The sequence below is a fragment of the Ruegeria sp. SAZA006 genome (assembly GCF_059613465.1).
This window is the reverse complement of sequence record NZ_JBXWSO010000003.1, coordinates 315113-334879: the sequence shown is the minus strand read 5'-3', so window position 1 is coordinate 334879 and position 19767 is coordinate 315113. Positions and strand designations below refer to the sequence as shown.

General features: G+C 63.8%; 17 protein-coding genes. 11 read left to right on the top strand and 6 right to left on the bottom strand.

From position 1 onward, the window contains the following. The first annotated feature begins 28 nt into the window (after positions 1-28). The 6 genes from iolD (at position 29) to AC2FNZ_RS02605 (ending at position 6094) form a co-directional block, all read left to right on the top strand. Positions 29-1861 (top strand): 3D-(3,5/4)-trihydroxycyclohexane-1,2-dione acylhydrolase (decyclizing), encoded by a 1833-nt coding sequence (gene iolD, locus AC2FNZ_RS02630; RefSeq protein ID WP_496839436.1) that lies wholly within the window; start codon positions 29-31, stop codon positions 1859-1861. Next, positions 1858-2757 carry a myo-inosose-2 dehydratase gene (gene iolE, locus AC2FNZ_RS02625; protein WP_496839435.1) on the top strand — a complete coding sequence of 300 codons (900 nt, stop codon included), beginning with the start codon at positions 1858-1860 and terminating at the stop codon, positions 2755-2757. Before iolD ends, iolE begins: the two co-directional genes overlap by 4 nt. 43 nt (positions 2758-2800) lie before the next feature. Beyond that, complete coding sequence (locus tag AC2FNZ_RS02620) at positions 2801-3982, top strand: phytanoyl-CoA dioxygenase family protein (protein ID WP_496839434.1); 1182 nt, start codon at positions 2801-2803, stop codon at positions 3980-3982. A gap of 43 nt (positions 3983-4025) precedes the next feature. Next, a complete protein-coding gene (gene iolB / locus AC2FNZ_RS02615) occupies positions 4026-4832 on the top strand; it encodes a 5-deoxy-glucuronate isomerase (RefSeq protein ID WP_093963705.1) in 807 nt (268 codons plus the stop codon). After that, positions 4829-5587, top strand: a complete 759-nt coding sequence (locus AC2FNZ_RS02610; RefSeq protein WP_093963704.1) for an SDR family NAD(P)-dependent oxidoreductase — start codon at positions 4829-4831, stop codon at positions 5585-5587. Before iolB ends, AC2FNZ_RS02610 begins: the two co-directional genes overlap by 4 nt. 90 nt (positions 5588-5677) lie before the next feature. Further along, positions 5678-6094 carry a VOC family protein gene (locus AC2FNZ_RS02605; RefSeq protein WP_496839433.1) on the top strand — a complete coding sequence of 139 codons (417 nt, stop codon included), beginning with the start codon at positions 5678-5680 and terminating at the stop codon, positions 6092-6094. A gap of 42 nt (positions 6095-6136) precedes the next feature. Here AC2FNZ_RS02605 and AC2FNZ_RS02600 read toward each other — a convergent pair whose 3' ends face one another. From AC2FNZ_RS02600 to AC2FNZ_RS02590, 3 genes are read right to left on the bottom strand one after another with little or no spacing between them, the layout of a single operon-like run. Further along, positions 6137-6976 carry a class II fructose-bisphosphate aldolase gene (locus tag AC2FNZ_RS02600; RefSeq protein ID WP_496839432.1) on the bottom strand — a complete coding sequence of 280 codons (840 nt, stop codon included), beginning with the start codon at positions 6974-6976 and terminating at the stop codon, positions 6137-6139. Then, on the bottom strand, positions 6973-7809 hold the full coding sequence (locus tag AC2FNZ_RS02595; protein ID WP_496839431.1) for a 5-deoxy-glucuronate isomerase: 837 nt from the start codon (positions 7807-7809) through the stop codon (positions 6973-6975). Before AC2FNZ_RS02595 ends, AC2FNZ_RS02600 begins: the two co-directional genes overlap by 4 nt. A 9-nt stretch (positions 7810-7818) precedes the next feature. Next, on the bottom strand, positions 7819-8823 hold the full coding sequence (locus tag AC2FNZ_RS02590) for a PfkB family carbohydrate kinase (protein WP_496839430.1): 1005 nt from the start codon (positions 8821-8823) through the stop codon (positions 7819-7821). A 96-nt stretch (positions 8824-8919) separates the two neighbouring features. On the opposite strand from AC2FNZ_RS02590, the gene AC2FNZ_RS02585 reads away from it, so the two are divergent. Together AC2FNZ_RS02585 and AC2FNZ_RS02580 are read left to right on the top strand one after the other, a co-directional pair. Next, on the top strand, positions 8920-10023 hold the full coding sequence (locus tag AC2FNZ_RS02585; RefSeq protein WP_496839429.1) for a Gfo/Idh/MocA family protein: 1104 nt from the start codon (positions 8920-8922) through the stop codon (positions 10021-10023). Positions 10024-10066: 43 nt separating this feature from the next. After that, positions 10067-11200 carry a Gfo/Idh/MocA family protein gene (locus tag AC2FNZ_RS02580; RefSeq protein WP_496839428.1) on the top strand — a complete coding sequence of 378 codons (1134 nt, stop codon included), beginning with the start codon at positions 10067-10069 and terminating at the stop codon, positions 11198-11200. Here AC2FNZ_RS02580 and AC2FNZ_RS02575 read toward each other — a convergent pair whose 3' ends face one another. After that, positions 11201-12199 (bottom strand): LacI family DNA-binding transcriptional regulator, encoded by a 999-nt coding sequence (locus AC2FNZ_RS02575; protein WP_170342544.1) that lies wholly within the window; start codon positions 12197-12199, stop codon positions 11201-11203. 246 nt (positions 12200-12445) lie between these two features. Here AC2FNZ_RS02575 and AC2FNZ_RS02570 point away from each other — a divergent pair, with 246 nt between their 5' ends. Both AC2FNZ_RS02570 and amaB read left to right on the top strand, forming a co-directional pair. Continuing rightward, positions 12446-13552, top strand: coding sequence for a saccharopine dehydrogenase family protein (locus AC2FNZ_RS02570; protein ID WP_170421084.1), 1107 nt, complete (start codon positions 12446-12448; stop codon positions 13550-13552). A 17-nt stretch (positions 13553-13569) separates the two neighbouring features. Then, the gene (amaB, locus tag AC2FNZ_RS02565; RefSeq protein WP_496839452.1) at positions 13570-15069 is read left to right on the top strand and encodes an L-piperidine-6-carboxylate dehydrogenase; all 1500 of its coding nucleotides are present in this window, start codon (positions 13570-13572) and stop codon (positions 15067-15069) included. A gap of 44 nt (positions 15070-15113) precedes the next feature. On the opposite strand, the gene AC2FNZ_RS02560 is transcribed toward amaB, so the two are convergent. After that, positions 15114-16691 (bottom strand): DUF5928 domain-containing protein, encoded by a 1578-nt coding sequence (locus tag AC2FNZ_RS02560; protein WP_496839426.1) that lies wholly within the window; start codon positions 16689-16691, stop codon positions 15114-15116. 143 nt (positions 16692-16834) lie between these two features. On the opposite strand from AC2FNZ_RS02560, the gene AC2FNZ_RS02555 reads away from it, so the two are divergent. Then, a complete protein-coding gene (locus AC2FNZ_RS02555) occupies positions 16835-17653 on the top strand; it encodes a sulfotransferase family protein (protein WP_496839425.1) in 819 nt (272 codons plus the stop codon). Positions 17654-17852: 199 nt separating this feature from the next. Here the strand turns inward: AC2FNZ_RS02555 and ilvD are convergent, their stop codons facing one another. Then, complete coding sequence (ilvD, locus tag AC2FNZ_RS02550) at positions 17853-19685, bottom strand: dihydroxy-acid dehydratase (protein WP_496839424.1); 1833 nt, start codon at positions 19683-19685, stop codon at positions 17853-17855. Positions 19686-19767 lie beyond the last annotated feature (82 nt).

Genomic DNA, 19767 nt, shown 5'->3' with positions numbered 1-19767 from the left:
CAGCGGCCTCGTTCTGAAAGGGATCATGATGAGCAAGACAATCCGACTGACCGCGGCGCAGGCCCTGGTGCGTTACCTTGGCGCGCAGATGAACGAAGACGGCGAACCCTTCATCGCCGGTGTCTGGGCGATTTTCGGCCATGGCAACGTGGCCGGTCTGGGCGAGGCGCTGTACGGTGTGCGCGACAGCCTGCCCACCTATCGCGGTCACAATGAACAGACCATGGCCCATTGCGCGATCGCCTATGCAAAGCAGATGCGGCGCAGCCGGGCCATGGCGGTCACCTCGTCGATCGGGCCGGGGGCGACCAACATGGTCACGGCCGCGGCGCTGGCCCATGTGAACCGCCTGCCGGTTCTGCTGTTGCCCGGCGATGTGTTCGCCAGCCGTGGCCCCGACCCGGTGCTGCAACAGACCGAGGATTTCACCGACGGCACCGTCAGCGCCAATGACTGTTTCCGCCCGGTCAGCCGCTATTTCGACCGGATCACCCGGCCCGAACACCTGCTGACCGCCCTGCCGCGCGCCTTCCGCACCATGACCGACCCGGCCGATTGCGGGCCGGTGACCCTGGGCGTTTGCCAGGACGTGCAGGCCGAGGCCTATGACTATCCGCTCAGCTTCTTCGAGCCGCGCATCTGGCACCAGCGCCGCATCCGCCCTGACGCAGCCGAGCTGGCCCGCGCGGCCGAGGCCATCCGGTCAGCCAAACGCCCGATCATCGTGGCCGGCGGCGGTGTCCATTACTCCGGCGCGACCGACGCGCTGCAGGCCTTTGCCGAGACCCACAACATCCCCGTGGCCGAAACGCAGGCCGGCAAATCGGCCCTGGCCTGGGATCACCCGCTGAACCTGGGCCCCGTCGGCGTGACCGGGGGCGAACCCGCCAACGCCGTGTGCGCCGAGGCGGATCTGATCCTGGGCATCGGCACGCGGTTTCAGGACTTCACAACCGGGTCCTGGGGGTTATTTTCCAACCCCGAGCGCAAGATGGTCTGCCTGAACACCGCCGCCTATGACGCCGCGAAACACGGCGCGATGCCGCTGCTGGCCGATGCGCGGGTCGGGATCGAGGAATTGGGCACAGCCCTGCAGGGCTATCGCGCCGATCCGGTGGCCGACACGCTCAAGGCTGAGTGGTTTGCCAAGGTCGATGCGCTGACGGATGCGCCGGGCGACGCCAACGCGCTGCCCACCGACATGCAGGTGGTAGGCGCGGTGCAGCGCGCGGCGCATGACGACACGGTGGTGATGTGCGCCGCCGGTACCATGCCGGGCGAGCTGCACAAGCTGTGGAAGGCGCCGCGTCCGGGGGCCTATCACATGGAATACGGCTTCAGCTGCATGGGCTACGAGATCGCCGGCGCCATGGGCATCAAGATGGCCCAGCCCGACCGGGACGTGATCTGTTTCACCGGGGACGGCACCTACATGATGGCCAACTCGGAACTGGCGACGGCAGCGATGATGGGCGTGTCCTTCACCGTGGTGATCACCGACAACCGGGGCTTTGGCTGCATCAACCGGCTGCAGATGGGCACCGGCGGGGCCGAGTTCAACAACCTGCTGGACCATGCGGTGCACGAGACGGCCTCGGCCATCGACTTTGCGGCCCACGCGGCGGCGATGGGGGCGACCTCGGTCAAGGTCGGCTCGATCGCCGAGCTGGAAGAGGCGCTGGCCAAACGCGGCGACGTAAAAGGCCCCTATGTGATCGTCATCGACACCGACCCGTACCCCTCGACCGAATATGGCGGCACGTGGTGGGAGGTGGCGGTGCCCGAGGTCAGCACTCGTCCTGAAGTGAATGAAAAACGCGCAGCCTACGAGGCTGCTATCAAGGAAAGAAACACCAAATGAGCGTGAAGATCGGCATCTCTCCGATTGCGTGGCAAAATGACGACCTGCCCGACCTGACGGCGGCGTTCACGATGGAACAAGCCCTGAAAGAGGCGCGTCAGATCGGCTATACCGGGGTCGAGCGCGGGCAGCGTATGCCCGCCGATACTGCAGGCCTGCGCGCCTATCTGGAAGGCAACGACATTGCCCTGTGCGGTGGCTGGTGTTCGGGCAATTCGCTGGTCAACGATTTCGCCGCCGAACGCGACGCCGTGCGCGCGCAGGTCGAACAGTTCGTGGCGCTGAGCAGCCCCTGCATCGTCTATGCCGAATGCTCGAACACGGTTCAGGGACAGATCGGCACCCCGGTCAATGACCGCCCGCAACTGTCGAAAGACGAGATCAAAGCCTATGGTGCCAAGATCACCGAACTGGCCAAGTGGATGGCCGATCAGGGCATGCCGATGGCCTATCACCATCACATGGGCACGATCATCGAAAGCGAAGATGACGTGAACTGGCTGATGGACGGATCCGGCCCCGAGGTGAGGCTGTGCTTTGACACCGGGCATCTGCTGTTCGGCGGCGGTGATGTGCTGGCCACGTTGAACCGTTGGGGTGATCGGGTTCACCACGTGCATTTCAAGGACATCCGCCCCGGCATCGTGCGCGACACGCGCGGCAACCGGCGCAGTTTCCTGGATGCGGTGATCGCAGGGGCCTTCACGGTGCCCGGCGATGGCTGCATCGACTTTCAGGAGGTCGCCCATGCGTTGAAAGCCCTGGATTACGAGGGCTGGATCGTGGTCGAGGCCGAGCAGGACCCGGCCAAAGCCCCGCCCTATGAATACTCGAAGATGGGCTATGACCACATCGTCGAGGTCTGCGGTCAGGCCGGATTGACGATCACGGCCTGATCTTTCGCGCCCCCGGGGCGCCGCCATGGGAAAGGAGCGTTTCATGATCCGTCAGCAACCCGGTTTCGTCGGCTATTTCGGTCGTGAGTCCTGTGACCTGGACGAATTCAAGGCGCTGACCTCGCAGAGTCTGCGGCCCGAGCAGGTGCCCCACGCGGCCGCGGTGGAAAAGAACGTGCCGATCTATGACATGCATGCGCTGCGGCCCGCCTTGGAAACGCCCGAAGCCCGGTGCGCCCTGCTGGCCGAATGGGGCTGGGTTCTGGGTCAGTCGGCCGGGGTGATCGCGTTGAAAGGCGCCTATTCCGATACCGCGGTCATCGACCGGGCGACCGAGGTGTTTCGCCGGATCATCGAAGATGAGCGTCAGGCCGGGGGCGGCGAAGGTGATCACTTTGCGGCCTCGGGCGCGAATGACCGGGTGTGGAACGCGCTTCAAAAGCAATGCCTGCGCGACCCCGAGGGCTTTGCGCACTATTTCGGCAATACGGCGATTGCCGCCGCCTGCGAGGCCTGGCTGGGCCCCGATTATCAAATGACCGCGCAGATCAACCAGGTGCGGCCGGGCGGCAAGGCGCAGCAGGCGCATCGCGACTATCACCTGGGGTTCCAGACCGCCGACAAGGCGGCGCAGTTCCCGGCGCATGCCCATATGGTCACCGCCGCGCTGACCCTGCAGGGCGCGGTTGCCCATTGCGACATGCCCGTTGAGAGCGGCCCGACCAAGCTGTTGCCCTTTTCGCAGCTGTATGGCCCCGGCTATGTCGCGTTCCACGACGACGCGCATCGGGCGCATTTCGAACGGGCCTGCATCCAGTTGCCGCTGGCCAAGGGCGATGCGGTGTTCTTCAACCCGGCGCTGTTCCATGCCGCCGGCGAAAACAGCAGCGCCGACATCCACCGGATGGCCAACCTTCTGCAGGTTTCGTCGGCCTTCGGACGGGCGATGGAGGCTGTGGACCGCAAGGCGATGTGTCTGGCCGTATTCCCCGCACTGATGGCGTTGAAACAGCGCGGCGATCTGGATGATACCCGCATCGGCGCCGTAATCGCGGCCACGGCCGAAGGCTATCCCTTTCCGACCAATCTGGATACCGATCCGCCGGTGGGCGGAAACGCTCCGCCGAGCCAGGCCGACATCCTGCGCCGGGCGGTGTCGGAAAGTTGGACGCAGGCGCAGCTGGAACAGGCGCTGAACGCGCTGCGGTCGCGGCAGGCGGCATGACGGAACCCGGGCGGCCGGTGCTGCCCCAACACAGGTGAAACCGATGGCAGAACTGCTGAGAAAACCGTTCGGAACCCATGGAAAGGTGCATGACATCACGCCCGCTAGCGCCGGCTGGCGCTATGTGGGCTTTGGTCTTTTTCACCTGCGGGCCGGCGACCGCGCCGTCGAGGTCACCGGCGACCGCGAGGTCATTCTGGTGATGGTCGAGGGCAAGGCCCGGATCACCGGCGCCGGGCAGGATTGGGGCGTGTTGGGCGACCGGATGAACGTGTTCGAAAAGTCCCCGCCCCATTGCCTGTACCTGCCCAACGGCACCGACTGGGAGGCTACGGCCGAAACCGATTGCGTGATCGCCGTGTGCTCGGCCCCGGGCAAGGGCGGCCATGCCCCGCGCCGGATCGGGCCCGAGGGCATCACCCTGACCGAGCGCGGCAAGGGAACGAACACGCGCTATATCAACAACATCGCTATGGAGGCCGAGGACTACGCCGACAGCCTTCTGGTGACCGAAGTCTTCACCCCCAGCGGTCATTGGTCATCCTACCCCAGCCACCGGCATGACGAGGATGACTATCCCCGAATCACCTATCTGGAAGAGACCTATTACCACCGCCTGAACCCGGCCAGCGGCTTTGGCATCCAGAGGGTCTATACCGATGATGGCCAGTTGGACGAAACCATGGCCGTGTCCGATGGCGATGTGGTACTGGTGCCGCGCGGGCACCACCCTTGCGGGGCGCCCTACGGGTTCGAGATGTATTACCTGAACGTCATGGCCGGGCCGCTGCGCAAATGGCGTTTCGTTCCGGCGCCCGAAGTGGAATGGATCATGGAGCGCGACAAATGACCAAGGCCTTTGCCATCTATCCCGGCCTGAAAGGGCGCACCGTGTTCGTGACCGGCGGGGCCTCGGGCATCGGGCGCGAGATCGTGCGCGGCTTTGCCGAGCAGGGGGCCAAGGTCGGCTTTGTCGACATCAACGCCGAGGGCGGCAACACGCTGCTGGCCGAACTGGACGGAACCCACGCCTTTGCCGCCTGCGACCTGCGCGACATCGCGGCGCTGCGATCCGCTTTTGACAAATTGGCGGGTGCGCTGGGCGCGGCGGACGTTCTGGTCAACAACGCCGCGCATGACGACCGGCACGACTGGCGCGAGGTAACGCCAGACTACTGGGATGAGCGCATGGCGACCAACATCCGCCACATGTTTTTTGCCATCCAGTCCGTGGCGCCCGGCATGATCGACAAGGGCGCCGGGTCGATCATCAATATCGGCTCGAACTCGTGGTGGGAGGCCGGCGCGGGCTTTCCCGCCTATGCCACCGCGAAATCCGCTGTGCACGGCCTGACGCGCACCATGGCGCGCGAGCTGGGCGATCACCGGATCCGGGTCAACACGGTCGTGCCCGGCTGGATCATGACCCAGCGCCAGAAAGACCTGTGGGTCACCCCCGAGGCGCTGGCCAAACAGATCGACCGCCAATGCCTGCCCGACCCGATCGACCCGGTCTATGTGGCGCGGATGGTGCTGTTTCTGGCCTCGGACGACGCGGCCATGTGCAGTGCCGGGAACTTCATGGTCGAGGGCGGCTCGATCTGACGACCTTGGGGTCTTCCCTACCCGGAATCGACGTGCGCCGATGCACTGGTGCCGGTTGACGGATCGACACCCGGCAAGGAAAGATGCGGGATGATTTCCTATGTCACGGTCGGCGCGGACGACATCGCGCGTGCAAAACGGTTTTACTGCGCCTTTCTGCCGGATCTCGGCTATGCGCTGGAGGAGGGTCCCGAAGGGCTGAGTTTCGCCCCGCCGGTCCCGCCGGGCCAGCAACCGGTTCTGCCGGAATTTTATGTCAAACCGCCTTTTGACGGGGCCGCGGCCTCGGCCGGGAATGGGGCGATGGTCGCCTTCGAGGCGCGCAGTCAGCAGCAGGTACGAGACCTTCACGCCGCCGCGCTGCGGGCCGGCGGGTCGGACGAAGGTCAGCCGGGCTTTCGCGCCATGTACGGGCCGCATTTCTATGTCGGCTATTTGCGGGACCCACAGGGCAACAAGATCGCCCTGTTTTCCAGCAATCCAAACGAACCGGGGCGTGACGACTAGGACCCGCCTGCGCATACTGCAGAACGGCCCAGGTCGGGACGCTTAGCGCTGCGGCGGCGCACCAAAGGCGCGGATCACCGCGCGGGCCGCAGCCATGACCGGATCATGGGTTTCCTTCAGGATCGTCACCCGATCGAACCGGTCGGGGTCACGATTTACGGCCTCGCGCAGGGCGGCGCCGAAGGCCATGCGCAGCTCGGTCCCGATGTTGAACTTGCAGATCGCGGTTTCACGCGCCAGCCGCGCGCGCTGTTCCACGGGCACGCCCGAACCGCCATGGATCACCAGCGGCACGTTGGTCACGGCCTGAATCCGGCGGATGCGGTCCTCGTCCAGTCCACCTTCCTTGTTCTGCTGCAGGTGGACGTTTCCGACCGAGATCGCCATCGCGTCCACGCTGGTCTGGGCGGCGAAGGCGGCTGCCTCGTCCGGATCGGTCCCGGCCGAGCCTTCGCCCCCGGAATAGCCGACGAAGCCGATCTCGCCTTCGCACGAAATCCCGGAGGCATGGGCCATTTCGGCAATCGCGGCGGTCTCGTCGATATTTTGCTGCAAGGGCTTGCGCGACCCGTCGAACATCAGCGAGGTGAACCCGCTGTCCAGCGCGATCTTGCACTCCTCGAAGGTATAGCCGTGGTCCAGGTGCGCCACGACGGGCACCGAGGCGTTTTCGGCCAGATACCGGAACATCTTGCCCAGGATCGGCAGCGGTGTGTGCTCGCGGCAGCTGGGTCCGGCCTGCAGGATCACCGGGGCGTTCTCGGCTTCGGCCGCGCCGACATAGGCGCGCATATCCTCCCAGCCCAGCGTCACCAGACCGCCGACGGCATAGCCCTGTTCATAGGCGGGTTGCAGGACGTCTTTGAGCGTAACGAGGGTCATTTGAACTTGGCGATCATGTCTTTGATGCCCGGGATCGTCTCGATCTGATAGGCATGGGTGGGTTGGAAATACTGTACCAGCGACCGCTGGGTCAGCCCGCCGAGGATGGTGAAGTAATACATCTCGTATCCCGGCAGCACGCAGCAGGGGTGATAGCCCTTGTCGATACAGATCGTCGAGCCATCGACGATGTGATAGGCATCGCCCGACTCGTTGTCCTCGCGCTGCAACATCTGTAGGCCCGAGCCCCAGTTGGGCTTGAAGCGGAAATTGTAGGTCTCGTCATGCCGGGTTTCGTCCGGCAGGCGGTTGGTGTCGTGCTTGTGGCTGGGAAAGCCTGACCAGCCGCCCTGACCCACGGTGAACAGCTCGCTCACCAGCAGGCGGCCGACCTTGTCATGCTGTTTCTGGCCCAGGATATGCTTGATCTTGCGATGGGTCTTGGTGTCGTCGCTGCCATATTGCACCAGATCGTGCTCGCGCACGTCGAACGGATCCAGCACCTTGTCATACTTTGCGCCGGCCACGAACACCTCGGCCGTGTCCGAGACGCAGACCATCTGCGCCCTGGCCCCCGACGGGACATAGGCGCCCTCGGGCTCGCCATCCCAGACATCCTCGCCCCGGTTGCCCAGATGGGCAAAGCGCACGCCCTCGACATCCACGTCAACGCTGCCGGTGGCGGGCACGATGCAGGTCTCGTACCCCGGGACCTGGTATTCAAAGGCTTCGCCCCGCTTCAACTTGACGATGTTGAAATAGTTCAGCGGCACGGTCGGGTCATCGACATCGACGATGGGTTTGTTCTGATTGTCGAACGGGGGGATGTGCATTGGACTCTCCTATCCGGCCGGGGTGGGGCCGGGGTGGGACGCAAGGAAAGCGTCCAGGTCTTCGGTGGTTGGCATGGCGGGCGCGCAGCCCGGTTTGGACACGACGATCGAGGCGCAGGCCGATCCGCGCAACACCGCCTGTTCCAGCGAATGGCCCGCCGCGATCGAGGCCAGCAGCCCGGCCATGAAGCTGTCGCCCGCGCCGTTGGGTTTGACGGCGGTGACCGGGTAGATGCCCGTGTGGATCTCTTGCCCATCGGTCAGGGTGACGGCGCCCTTTTCGCCCATCTTGTAGATGACGATGCGGCCGGGTTTCTCGGCCAGATCGCAGGCTTTATGGAAGCCTTTCTCGATCCCGCCGGCCATGAAGCCGAATTCTTCGTCATTGCCGACGATCATGTCGCTGGCCTCGCCCGCGCGCGACAGCACGTCGGCCGCGACCTGCGCCGAGGGCCAGCTGTAGGGCCGGTAGTCGATGTCGAAGATCACCGGCAGACCGGCCTTGCGCGCATTGTCGAAGGCGCGGAACGTGGCGCTGCGCGACGGTTCGGCGGCAAACACGGTTCCGGCTGAGATCGCCGCGCTGAAGCGTCCATAGTCGACTTGGTCCATGTCATCTTCGGTGACCTGGAAATCGACGGCGCCGTTGCGGTAGATGACGTTCTGAAAGTCCTCGATACAGCTTTCATAGACCGCCAAGGACATGCGGTATTCACCGCCGACGACGCGAATGAAAGAGGTGTCGACACCATAGTGATGCAACTTGTTGAGGCAAAACCGCCCCACCGCGTCATCCGAGACGGAAGTGATCAGCGACGCCTGGCTGCCTAGCTTGACCAGACCTGCGCAGATATTTGCGGACGAGCCGCCCAGATCGGCGCGGAACATGTCGGCATGTTCGCTTTTGACACCGACCGGATCGGCGAACAGGTCCATGCCGGCGCGGCCGAAAACGGCAAACCGGTTTCCTTTGATGCCGTCGATCAAGTGACTCAAACTGTTCCTCCCAGGCATTTTGATCCCATCGATCCGATGGACCTTGCATTGGATCGATTCTCACGATACTGATTTTGCAACCGGTTGCAATCAGTATGTTCGGAGCCGCCCAAAATGCCAGAAATCGGAATTGGAATCGTCGGAGGCGGCTATATGGGCAAGGCTCATTCGGTGGCCATGTCCGCCGTGGGCGCCGTGTTCGACACCGCGCTCAGACCGCGGCTCGAGATGATCTGCGCCTCAAGCCCCGAAAGCGCCGAACGCTACCGCACCGCCTACGGCTTCCGACGCGCCACCGCCGACTGGCAGGCCTTGGTCAAAGATCCGGTGGTCGAGGCCGTCGTGATCGCCTCGCCCCAGTCCACGCACCGGCAGATCGCCGAGGCGGCGCTGGCACTGGGCAAGCCGGTGCTGTGCGAAAAACCGCTGGGCGCGTCGCTCGAGGACAGCCGTGCCATGGTGGCGGCGGCCGAGGCCTCGGGCACCGTCAACATGGTTGGGTTCAACTATATCCGCACCCCGGCCAGCCAGTTTGCCCGCCAGCTGATCGCCGACGGCGCGATTGGCGACATCACATGGTTCCGCGGTGAACATACCGAGGATTTCTATGCCGACCCCGAGGCCCCGGCGACCTGGCGCACGACCGGCATGGCCAACGGCACTATCGGCGATCTGGCGCCGCACATGGTCAATGGCGCGCTGGCTTTGGTGGGACCGATCGCGCAGGTCATGGCCGATGTGGAAACCGTGCATCGCTCCCGTCCGGGCGGCGCGGTGACCAATGACGACCACGCCCAGATGATGTGCCGGTTTGAAAACGGCGTCATGGGGAACCTCTATTTCAGCCGCATCGCGACCGGGCGCAAGATGGGTTATGCCTATGAGATCTCGGGTACCAAGGGCGCGATCCGTTTTGACCAGGAGGATCAGAATGCCCTGTGGCTCTATCGCCGCGAAGGCCCTGAGGCCCAGCGCGGCTTCACCAAGATCCTGACCGGTCCGGCGCATCCCGACTATGAGCCCTTTTGCCAGGGTCCCGGCCACGGCACCGGATATCAGGATCAGATCATCATCGAGGCCAAGGATTTTCTGACCGCCATTCATTCCGGCCGGAACATCTGGCCCACCTTCCGGGACGGGCACAAGGTCAACCGGGTGCTGGCGGCGGCGCTGGCCTCGGCCGACAGTCGCGGCTGGCAGGACGTCGGCGCGTTCTAGGCCCGGCACGTTTTCCAACATCGTTCGCAGAGAGACCAAGACCATGGCAAAGTTGAAATGGGGCATGATCGGGGGCGGAGAAGGCAGCCAGATCGGGCCCGCCCACCGTCTGGGCGCACAGGCCGACGGCCTGTTCGAATTCGCCGCCGGCGCGCTGGACCACCGGCCCGAAGAGGGGCGCGCCTATGCGCAGCGGCTGGGTGTGCCCGCCGACCGCGCCTATGGCGACTGGCAGGAGATGCTGGCCGGCGAAAAGGACCGGCCCGACCGGATCGACCTTGTGACCATCGCCACCCCGAACGCGACCCATTTCGAGATCGCCAAGGCGTATCTCGAGGCCGGGTTCAACGTGCTGTGCGAAAAGCCCATGACCATGACCGTGGAAGAGGGCGAAGAGATCGTGCGCGTGGCCCGGGCCTCGGGTAAGATCTGCGCGGTCAACTACTGCTATTCGGCCTATCCGATGGTGCGGCAGGCCCGCGCCATGGTCCGCGCAGGAGAGATCGGCAAGGTGCGTCTGGTCGTCACCAATTTCAGCCACGGCCACCATGGGGATGCCACTGACGCGCACAATCCGCGCGTGCGCTGGCGCTATGATCCGGCCATGGCGGGCGTGTCGGGGCAATTCGCCGATTGCGGCATCCACGCGCTGCACATGGCCAGCTTCATCTGCGATGACGAGGTCGCGACGCTGTCGGCCGACATGGCCTCGACCATTCCCAGCCGCCAGCTGGAGGACGACGCGATGGTCATTTTTCGCATGGAGGGCGGCACCGTCGGCCGGTTGTGGACCTCGTCCGTGGCGATCGGGCGGCAGCATGGGTTCGACATCCAGGTGTTTGGCGAAACCGGTGGGCTGCGCTGGGCTTCCGAACATCCCAACCAGCTGTTCTACACCCCGGTCGGTGGACGCACGCAGATCATCGAAAAGGGCGAGGGTGGCCTGCATGAAGACGCGATGCGCCTGTCGCGCGTGGCGATTGCCCATCCCGAAGGCTTTCCGCTGGCCGTGGCCAATATCTACTGCGATCTGGCCGACGCGATCCGGGGCGAACCGCGCGATGGGCTGCCCAACGCCGCCGATGGCGTCCGCTCGATTGCCGCAGTGCACGCTGCCGTGGCCTCGGCCCGGGCCGAGGGCGCCTGGCAGGACGCGCGCCCGCCGATGTTCCGCTGATCAGGGGCGGGGCCGCAACGTGCCCCGCTCGATCACCCGGCAGGGGAAGATCCGCGCTTCGGGGTAGCGATCGGGTGTCTTCAGCATCTCTTCGACCAGATCGACCGACGAGGTGATTATCTGCTTGATCGGCTGATGGATGGTCGTCAGGTTGATGTATTCCCAGCGCGACATCTCCATGTCGTTCAGGCCGATGATCCCGATGTCAGAACCCGGTTTCAGCCCGTGGTCGGCCAGCGCCGACAGCGCCCCGATCGACAGGATGTCGTCACCGCAGAAATAGGCCTGCGCCGGGTCACCCGCCAGCAGGCGCAGCATCTCGGCCCGGCCGGCCTCGAAGGAGTAGGCCCCAGCGAAGGAGTGGCTGACGGGAACCTGCGGGTGGTTTGCCATTTCCTCGGTAAAGCCCCGTTGCCGGTCCCGCGCCGAGGTCGCATCGATCGGCCCGCCCAGATAGCCCACGCTGGCATAGCCCCGCGCGACCAGCTCGCGCGCGGCCATGCGTCCGCATTCCACATTGTCGATCCCGACCACATGCACCTCGGGCGAGGTCGCCGAGCGCCCGAAGGTGTGCACCACCGGCACGCCGGCATCGTGAAACGCCTTGGCAAAGCTGGGCGGCAAGGTCGACGAGGCGACGATCACCGCATCCACCGAATACTGCCGCAACATGCGTACGGAATTGGCGGGCTCGGTCTCGTCGGTCAGGTTCACGATCAGCGGGCGCAGCCCGCGTTCCTGCAGGGCGCGGGTGAACTGGTCGAAAACCTCAAGAAAGATGGGATTGTGGAAGTTGTTCGAGATCAGCCCGATCAGCTTGGTCCGCCCCGTCGTCAACGACGAGGCCAGCGCGTTGGGGCTGTAGCCCAGTTCCTTGGCGGCCTTTTCCACTTTGGCGCGGGTCTTGGCCGAGACCGAGGCGCCCGGCGTGAAGGTGCGCGATACGGCCGACCGCGACACCCCGGCCAAGGCCGCAACTTCCTTCAGCGTAACGCCCACCTGCCTGGTCTCCTTTGCGCGGTCGATCGGGTCTGTTGAATGTCGCATCATTGCAAAAATGGTGCAATCGGTTGCAAAGCATTTCCACCACTGACGTCAGGTTCCGAAGTGCTGCGGACCGCGATCCGACATTATGATTCAATTTCCGTCATTATGACGGAAAAGCTGCCCGTTTCGTCAACTCGATTGCTGTGCCCGGACGGCGGCGCGGTCATACTGGAACCAGAGCAGAGGAGGAGGCGCACAATGAGTTGGAACGTCTGCGTCGTCGGGGCCGGAAAGATCGGACAGATGATCGCCGCCCTGTTGAAGAAATCGCACAACTATACCGTAACCGTGGCCGACCATGACCTGACGGCATTGTCGGCGTTGAACAGGCAGGGCATCACCACCCGCCAGATCGACGCGGGCGACGAAGCCGGGCTGGCACAGGGACTTGCGGGGTTCGATGCGGTGATCTCGGCCGCACCGTTTTTCCTGACGCCTGCCATCGCCAAGGCGGCCAAGGCCGCGGGTGCGCATTATTTCGACCTGACCGAGGATGTCGCCGCGACCAACGCCGTGCGCGAACTGGCCCGCGACAGCGGCACCGCCTTCATGCCGCAATGCGGGTTGGCACCGGGTTTTGTCGGCATCGCGGGGGCCGCGCTGGCGGACGAATTCGACACGCTGGACAGCCTGCACATGCGGGTGGGCGCGCTGCCTCTCTATCCGACCAATGCGCTGAAATACAATCTGACCTGGTCCACTGACGGGCTGATCAACGAATACTGCAACCCCTGCGACGCCATCGTGAATGGCGAACGGGTCAAGACCGCGCCGCTCGAGGATTACGAGATCATCGGCCTTGACGGTGTGGAATACGAATGTTTCAACACCTCGGGCGGTCTGGGAACCTTGCCCGAGACGCTGGCCGGCAAGGCGCGGGCGGTGTCCTATCGCTCGATCCGCTATCCCGGCCATCGCGACATCCTGAAACTGCTGTTGACCGACCTGGGCCTAGGCCAGCGCCGCGACCTGTTGAAGGACATCTTTGAAACCGCGCTGCCGCGCACCGATCAGGACGTGGTTCTGGTCTATTGCACGGCCAAGGGCATGATCGACGGCGCGCTGCGCGAGAAATCCCTGATCAACAAGTCCTTTGCCCGCACCATTGACGGCCAGATCTGGAGCGCGATCCAGATCACCACCGCCGCCGGCGTTCTGGGCGTGGTCGACCTGATGCGTACGGGCGCGCTGCCCACCAAAGGCTTTGTCCGGCAAGAGCAGGTCAGGCTGGATGACTTCCTGAACACCGAATTCGGCCAGATGTACCGTGCTGGCGAAGTGACACCCCAGAACAAGGCGGCCTGAACATGAAAGACGTAGTCATGACTGCAGAACACACACTCGAAAAACTGGGCCTTACGGCGGCCGAGATGACCGGCGGGACGCTGGAGGTCCGCTCGCCCATCGACGGCCGCGTGCTGGCGCGGGTGCATGAAACGCCCGTTGCCGACATGGACGCGGTCTTTGCCCGCGCCACGGCGGCCTTCAAGGCCTGGCGCACCGTGCCCGCCCCGCGCCGGGGCGAGCTGATCCGCCTGCTGGGCGAGGAACTGCGCGCTGCCAAGGAGGACCTGGGCGCGCTGGTCAGCTGGGAGGCCGGCAAGATCACCTCGGAAGGTCTGGGCGAAGTGCAGGAGATGATCGACATCTGCGACTTTGCCGTGGGCCTGTCGCGGCAGCTGTATGGCCTGACCATTGCTTCGGAACGCCCCGGCCACCGGATGATGGAGACCTGGCACCCGGCCGGTCCGGTCGGCGTGATCTCGGCCTTCAACTTCCCGGTCGCGGTCTGGTCGTGGAACGCGGCGCTGGCGCTGGTCTGCGGCGATCCGGTGATCTGGAAACCGTCCGAGAAAACGCCCCTGACCGCGATGGCCTGTCAGAAGATCTTTGAAAAGGCCGTGGCCCGGTTCGGCGACGCGCCCGAGGGGCTGCTGCAACTGCTGATAGGCGGGGCCGATCTGGGCAAGGCGCTTGTGGCCAGCGAGGCGGTGCCGATCATTTCGGCCACCGGCTCGACCCGGATGGGCCGCGCGGTCGCGCCGATCGTGGCGCAGCGGTTCGGCAAGTGTATCCTGGAACTGGGCGGCAACAACGCCATGATCGTGGGCCCCTCGGCCGATCTGGAAATGGCGGTACGGGCCATCGTGTTCTCGGCCGTAGGGACAGCCGGTCAGCGCTGCACCACGCTGCGGCGGCTGATCGTGCACAACTCGATCCGTGCCGATCTGGTTGCGCGGTTGAAAAAGGCCTATGCCGGGCTGCCCATCGGAGAGCCGCTGGCCGAAGGCACGCTGGTCGGGCCGCTGGTGGACGAGGCCTCGGGGCAGGCGATGGAGGCTGCGCTGAAGGCGGCCGAGGCCGAGGGCGGTACCGTCTTCGGCGGCAAGCGCGTGACCGATGGCGTGCCCGAGGGCGGTGTCTACGTGCAGCCCGCGATCGTCGAAATGCCGGGCCAGACCGAGATCGTAAAGACCGAGACCTTTGCGCCGATCCTCTATGTGATGGGCTATGACGGTTTCGACGAGGCGCTTGAGATGCAGAACGACGTGCCGCAGGGCCTGTCGTCTTGCGTGTTCACGCTGAACATGCGTGAGGCGGAACAGTTCCTGTCGCCCGCCGGGTCCGATTGCGGCATCGCCAACGTGAATATCGGCCCCTCGGGCGCCGAGATCGGCGGCGCGTTCGGCGGTGAGAAGGAAACCGGTGGCGGACGCGAAAGCGGCTCGGATGCCTGGAAGGGCTATATGCGGCGCCAGACGAACACCGTGAACTACTCGGCCGAATTGCCGTTGGCGCAGGGCGTGAAGTTCGACATCTGAAAACCTGGCCCGGCGGCCTAGTGCGGCCGGGCCAACACTTGCGTTCAGTCCGTGAACAGGTAATCAAGCTGCATGATCGACTGGGCGGTTTCTTCGGAAACCCCTAGGAATCCTGCGATCGCGGCTACGTTATCGGCCGGGTCAGCGGTTTCTCGCAATCGGAAGAACCTCTCGATCCCGGCACCGCGCAGCCGTTCGGATTCATAGGCCAGATCGCTGCGAATCGTCGGCAAGAGGCGTTCGACGGTTGCGGCTGGGCTGTTTTCTCCGGCCAACCCGACCCGGTGGGCGTGGCCGACAAGATACGCGTCCGAATAGGTGCACTCGATTTCAAGAACATGGGTGCGCGCCTTGTCCGAGCAGAAATCCTGTACGATATCCAGACTGGCCGGATCCAGGCAGATCAGCAGCCGATCGGTCCCGAAGTGATCGTACAGCATCCGGGTGATCGCCCTGCGATGCCGGGATCGTTTGACCAGCGTGGTCTCCAAGCCCCCCAGATCGGGCAGCGGGGCGGCTTCCTCGTTGAACAGGTACTCGATGCAGGGCAGGTTGGTCTCAGAGGCGATCTGGTCGATCAGCCGCTTGGCCACATGCCACTTCTTGCAGACGACCATGTACAGATCGCGATCGGCGCCCAGCGTGTTGGCCGTCTCCCAGAAGCGGGGCGCATACCGGCGTCCCACGCGGCCACGGCCGGTCAGAAATCCGTGCAGATTCCGTCCCTCGTTCGATATCTGGAATTCGACCCCTTCGCTGGCATAGAGCGCACCCAATTTCTGCTTCAGCAACTGCGCCTCGGGGCTGATCTTGCGGGCGAACAGGTAATCTTGCGTCAGCAGAAGGTCGTAGTGATCGTTGTAAAACGTCACCGGCATCCCGTAGTCCGAGAACATCAGGAAAGTCAGCGTGCGGTTTTCGATTTCGGTTTTGGGGATCAGGTGGCGCACGAGGGTCTGAAAGAACGTCTCGTCCGGAATCCAGGTGGTCGAGAAAAAACGGACCACGTCCCGACGCTGGCCCAGGAAATCCAGGATCATCTCGATTGTCCGGCGGCGCAGGCACCACCACTGGCTGCCGATCATGATCTGGAGATCCTCGGGGATCTCGCGGGTCAGGCCGAGACGTTTCTGGGCTTCGTAGGCGGCATAGAACAGTTTGCTCTGCGTGCGCTCGTTGAAATAGTGACGGTAGATCAGCCGGTCTTCCTTCATTCCGGTCTTGATCCAGTCGCTTTCGAAAAAGTCGTGGCTTTCGATGAAATCCTTGTCGGTTTCATCCAGAAACCGATGCGCATATTCCGCGGTCTTTATCGCCATGCAGTCGCCTGACAGCATGTAGAAATGGGTGGCTCGCGGGAAGGCGTCGACTGCGGCGTGCACCGCGTTCAGTGTGGCCTGCACCAGCGACCATTCCCCCCAACCACATTTGATCCGCCTGGCCGCGAAGGTCACATTGGGATTGCTTTTCAGGGCCGTCTGGATCCGGTCAAAATCCCGGGCGGATGCGCTGGCATCGAAATGGATGGCCATGCAGTCCCCTGCGGCCGTCAGCCGTTCGGCCTGTGCGATAATCGCATCAGGGTCTTTGTGACACAGCAGAATGTAGGCGATCTTGGCCATTGGCGTTGCATGAAGTCCGTTACTGCCCGGTTCCAACCGTGATACTGAGGATGAGCGATTGAATAAACAGAATATTTTTGCTTCTCTGGCGTCAAAAGCTGGCGCATCACCTTGAGACTCGGCCGGCTAAGGAGGCATGGCAGATGGGATTTCCCGGTACATGGATGACCGAAAGCGAAAGCATGGTCTATCGCGTGGTGCCCAAATGCGCCTGCTCGACCATCGGGCAGATCATGTATTACTCGGATCACGGTCGGTTCTTTGACGGCGATATCCACGACGCCAAAGACGGGATGCACAAATGGGCGTTTGACCACAGCCAGGATGTGATCTCGGCCAATGTGCGCGGACACAAGTCGTTCGCGTTCACCTGCGTGCGCAACCCCTACACGCGGATCCTCAGCTCGTTCTTCGACAAGATCTGCGGGATCCAGCGCAACGGGAAACGGTACCGGGGCAATCTGGTGCCGACGCTGATCTACAATTACGGGATCGAGGTCGGGGGCGAGGATGGCAAGGGCGAATTCGACCAGATCGCCAGTTTCCGCCGGTTTCTTCTGTTTGCCCGCGACACGATCCGTTGGCGGCGGCCGATGGACCCGGACATCCACTGGTCGGCCATGTCGGGGCATGTGGCGACCTTCATCGTGAATGGCGGGCGCTATGACCGGGTTTTCTGGACCGAAAAATTCAATGACGGGATGCAAGGCGTGCTGGACGCGCTGGAAACCCCGCATCCCGTGACCCTGTCCGAGATCCCGCGCTTCAACGAATCCGAAGGCCACGGCCCCAAACGTGCGCATCCGGTCGAGGATTATTTCGACGACCTGTCGATGCATCTGGTCTATGAAATCTACAAGCAGGATTTCGAACTGTTCAAATACGATTTCGAAAATCCGGCCAACAAGATGCCGACAGGTGAAATCGACTTGGATGAGATTCACGCCAAATTGGGTGACTGACCCAACTTTCCGGAGTGCTCCCGCCCATCGTCGATGTCTCTGGCGAGACATCTCCTATGGTTGGGCCGGGCGCCGCGCCATGCGCGGCGCCCGGCCCAAGACTGATGGAGGCAGCGGCGCAGCCGATGGGTCTTGTCAGGCGCGGGAGCACTTCGGTTTCAGGTAACGGACCAGCCCGCATGACGCAGGCCGGCAGTGTTCAAACCTGACGCACAGCGCCTTTTGCGGCGCTGGTGGCCAGCTTCGCATAGGCCTTCAGCGCCGTGGACACCTTGCGCTTGCGCGGTGCAACGGGAACCCAGCCCTTTTCGTCCTGGACTTCCCTGCGGGCCGCCAGCTCTTCGTCGGACACGGCCAGATGGATCGAGCGGTTGGGGATGTCGATCTCGATCGTGTCCCCGTTCTGAACCAGGCCGATCTCGCCGCCTTCGGCCGCCTCGGGCGAGACATGCCCGATCGACAGGCCCGAGGTGCCGCCCGAGAAGCGTCCGTCGGTCAGCAGCGCGCAGGCTTTGCCCAGGCCCTTGGACTTCAGGTATGAGGTCGGGTACAGCATCTCTTGCATACCAGGCCCGCCGCGTGGGCCTTCATACCGGATCACGACCACGTCGCCTTCCTTGACCTTGCCGGTCAGGATGTCGTTCACCGCCTGGTCCTGACTTTCGCAGACATAGGCGGTGCCGGTGAATTTCAGGATGTTCTCGTCCACACCCGCGGTCTTCACGATGCAGCCGTCGCGCGCGATGTTGCCGAACAGCACGGCCAGACCGCCATCCTGGCTGAACGCATGGTCCTTGGACCTGATCACGCCGTTTGCCCGGTCCGTGTCCAGTTCCTTGTAGCGGTTCGACTGGCTGAACGCCTGGGTTGTGCGCACGCCGCCGGGGGCGGCCTTGAACAACTCTTGCGCCTTGGGGTTGTTGGTCACCGTGATGTCCCAGTTGGCGATGGCCTCGGCCATGGTGGCGGAATGCACCGTGCAGCAGTCGTCATGGAGCAGGCCGGCGCGGCTCAACTCGCCCAGGATCGAGAAGATGCCGCCCGCGCGGTGCACGTCCTCCATGTGGACGTTTTCGGTGTTGGGCGCGACCTTGCACAGGCAGGGCACCTTGCGGCTCAGCCGGTCCATGTCGGACATGGTGAAATCCACCCCACCCTCATGCGCGATGGCCAGCAGGTGCAGCACCGTGTTGGTCGAGCCGCCCATGGCGATGTCCAGGCTCATGGCGTTTTCGAAGGCCTCAAAGGTCGCGATCTCGCGCGGGAGGAAGCCCTTCTCGTTCAGCTCGTAGTGACGCTTGGTGATCTCGACGATGCGGCGCCCGGCTTCCAGGAACAGCTCCTTGCGGTCGGCATGGGTGGCCAGGGTCGAGCCATTGCCCGGCAGCGCCAGACCCAGCGCCTCGGCCAGGCAGTTCATCGAGTTCGCAGTGAACATGCCCGAGCACGATCCGCAGGTGGGGCAGGCGTTTTCTTCGATATGCTTGACCTGCTCGTCGGTGTACTTGTCATCGGCGGCGGCGACCATGGCATCGACCAGGTCGATCTTCTTCACATCCAGATCGGCGATGTCGATCTTGCCGGCCTCCATCGGGCCGCCCGAGACGAAGATGGCCGGGATGTTCAGCCGCATTGCCGCCATCAGCATACCCGGGGTGATCTTGTCGCAGTTCGAGATGCAGACCATCGCATCGGCGCAGTGTGCGTTGACCATGTATTCGACGCTGTCGGCGATGATCTCGCGCGAGGGCAGCGAATACAGCATCCCGTCATGGCCCATGGCGATGCCGTCATCAACGGCGATGGTGTTGAACTCTTTGGCCACACCGCCGGCGGCCTCGACCTCGCGGGCGACCATCTGGCCCAGATCCTTGAGGTGGACGTGCCCCGGCACGAATTGCGTGAACGAGTTGACGATGGCGATGATCGGCTTGCCGAAATCGTCGTCGCCCATCCCGGTGGCGCGCCACAGGCCGCGGGCACCGGCCATGTTGCGGCCATGGGTCGAAGTTCTGGATCGGTACATTGGCATGATGCTGTTTCCCTTTTGCCCGGTTGCAAAACCAGTGTTGCGTGCGTTATAGCGCACGTAGCACATGTGCGTTATAACGCAC

Coding starts and splice junctions, on each gene's coding strand:
- iolD (WP_496839436.1), top strand. CDS start 29: ATGAGCAAGACAATCCGACTGACCGCGGCGCAGGCCCTGGTGCGTTAC.
- iolE (WP_496839435.1), top strand. CDS start 1,858: ATGAGCGTGAAGATCGGCATCTCTCCGATTGCGTGGCAAAATGACGAC.
- AC2FNZ_RS02620 (WP_496839434.1), top strand. CDS start 2,801: ATGATCCGTCAGCAACCCGGTTTCGTCGGCTATTTCGGTCGTGAGTCC.
- iolB (WP_093963705.1), top strand. CDS start 4,026: ATGGCAGAACTGCTGAGAAAACCGTTCGGAACCCATGGAAAGGTGCAT.
- AC2FNZ_RS02610 (WP_093963704.1), top strand. CDS start 4,829: ATGACCAAGGCCTTTGCCATCTATCCCGGCCTGAAAGGGCGCACCGTG.
- AC2FNZ_RS02605 (WP_496839433.1), top strand. CDS start 5,678: ATGATTTCCTATGTCACGGTCGGCGCGGACGACATCGCGCGTGCAAAA.
- AC2FNZ_RS02600 (WP_496839432.1), bottom strand. CDS start 6,976: ATGACCCTCGTTACGCTCAAAGACGTCCTGCAACCCGCCTATGAACAG.
- AC2FNZ_RS02595 (WP_496839431.1), bottom strand. CDS start 7,809: ATGCACATCCCCCCGTTCGACAATCAGAACAAACCCATCGTCGATGTC.
- AC2FNZ_RS02590 (WP_496839430.1), bottom strand. CDS start 8,823: ATGCCTGGGAGGAACAGTTTGAGTCACTTGATCGACGGCATCAAAGGA.
- AC2FNZ_RS02585 (WP_496839429.1), top strand. CDS start 8,920: ATGCCAGAAATCGGAATTGGAATCGTCGGAGGCGGCTATATGGGCAAG.
- AC2FNZ_RS02580 (WP_496839428.1), top strand. CDS start 10,067: ATGGCAAAGTTGAAATGGGGCATGATCGGGGGCGGAGAAGGCAGCCAG.
- AC2FNZ_RS02570 (WP_170421084.1), top strand. CDS start 12,446: ATGAGTTGGAACGTCTGCGTCGTCGGGGCCGGAAAGATCGGACAGATG.
- amaB (WP_496839452.1), top strand. CDS start 13,570: ATGACTGCAGAACACACACTCGAAAAACTGGGCCTTACGGCGGCCGAG.
- AC2FNZ_RS02560 (WP_496839426.1), bottom strand. CDS start 16,691: ATGGCCAAGATCGCCTACATTCTGCTGTGTCACAAAGACCCTGATGCG.
- AC2FNZ_RS02555 (WP_496839425.1), top strand. CDS start 16,835: ATGGGATTTCCCGGTACATGGATGACCGAAAGCGAAAGCATGGTCTAT.
- ilvD (WP_496839424.1), bottom strand. CDS start 19,685: ATGCCAATGTACCGATCCAGAACTTCGACCCATGGCCGCAACATGGCC.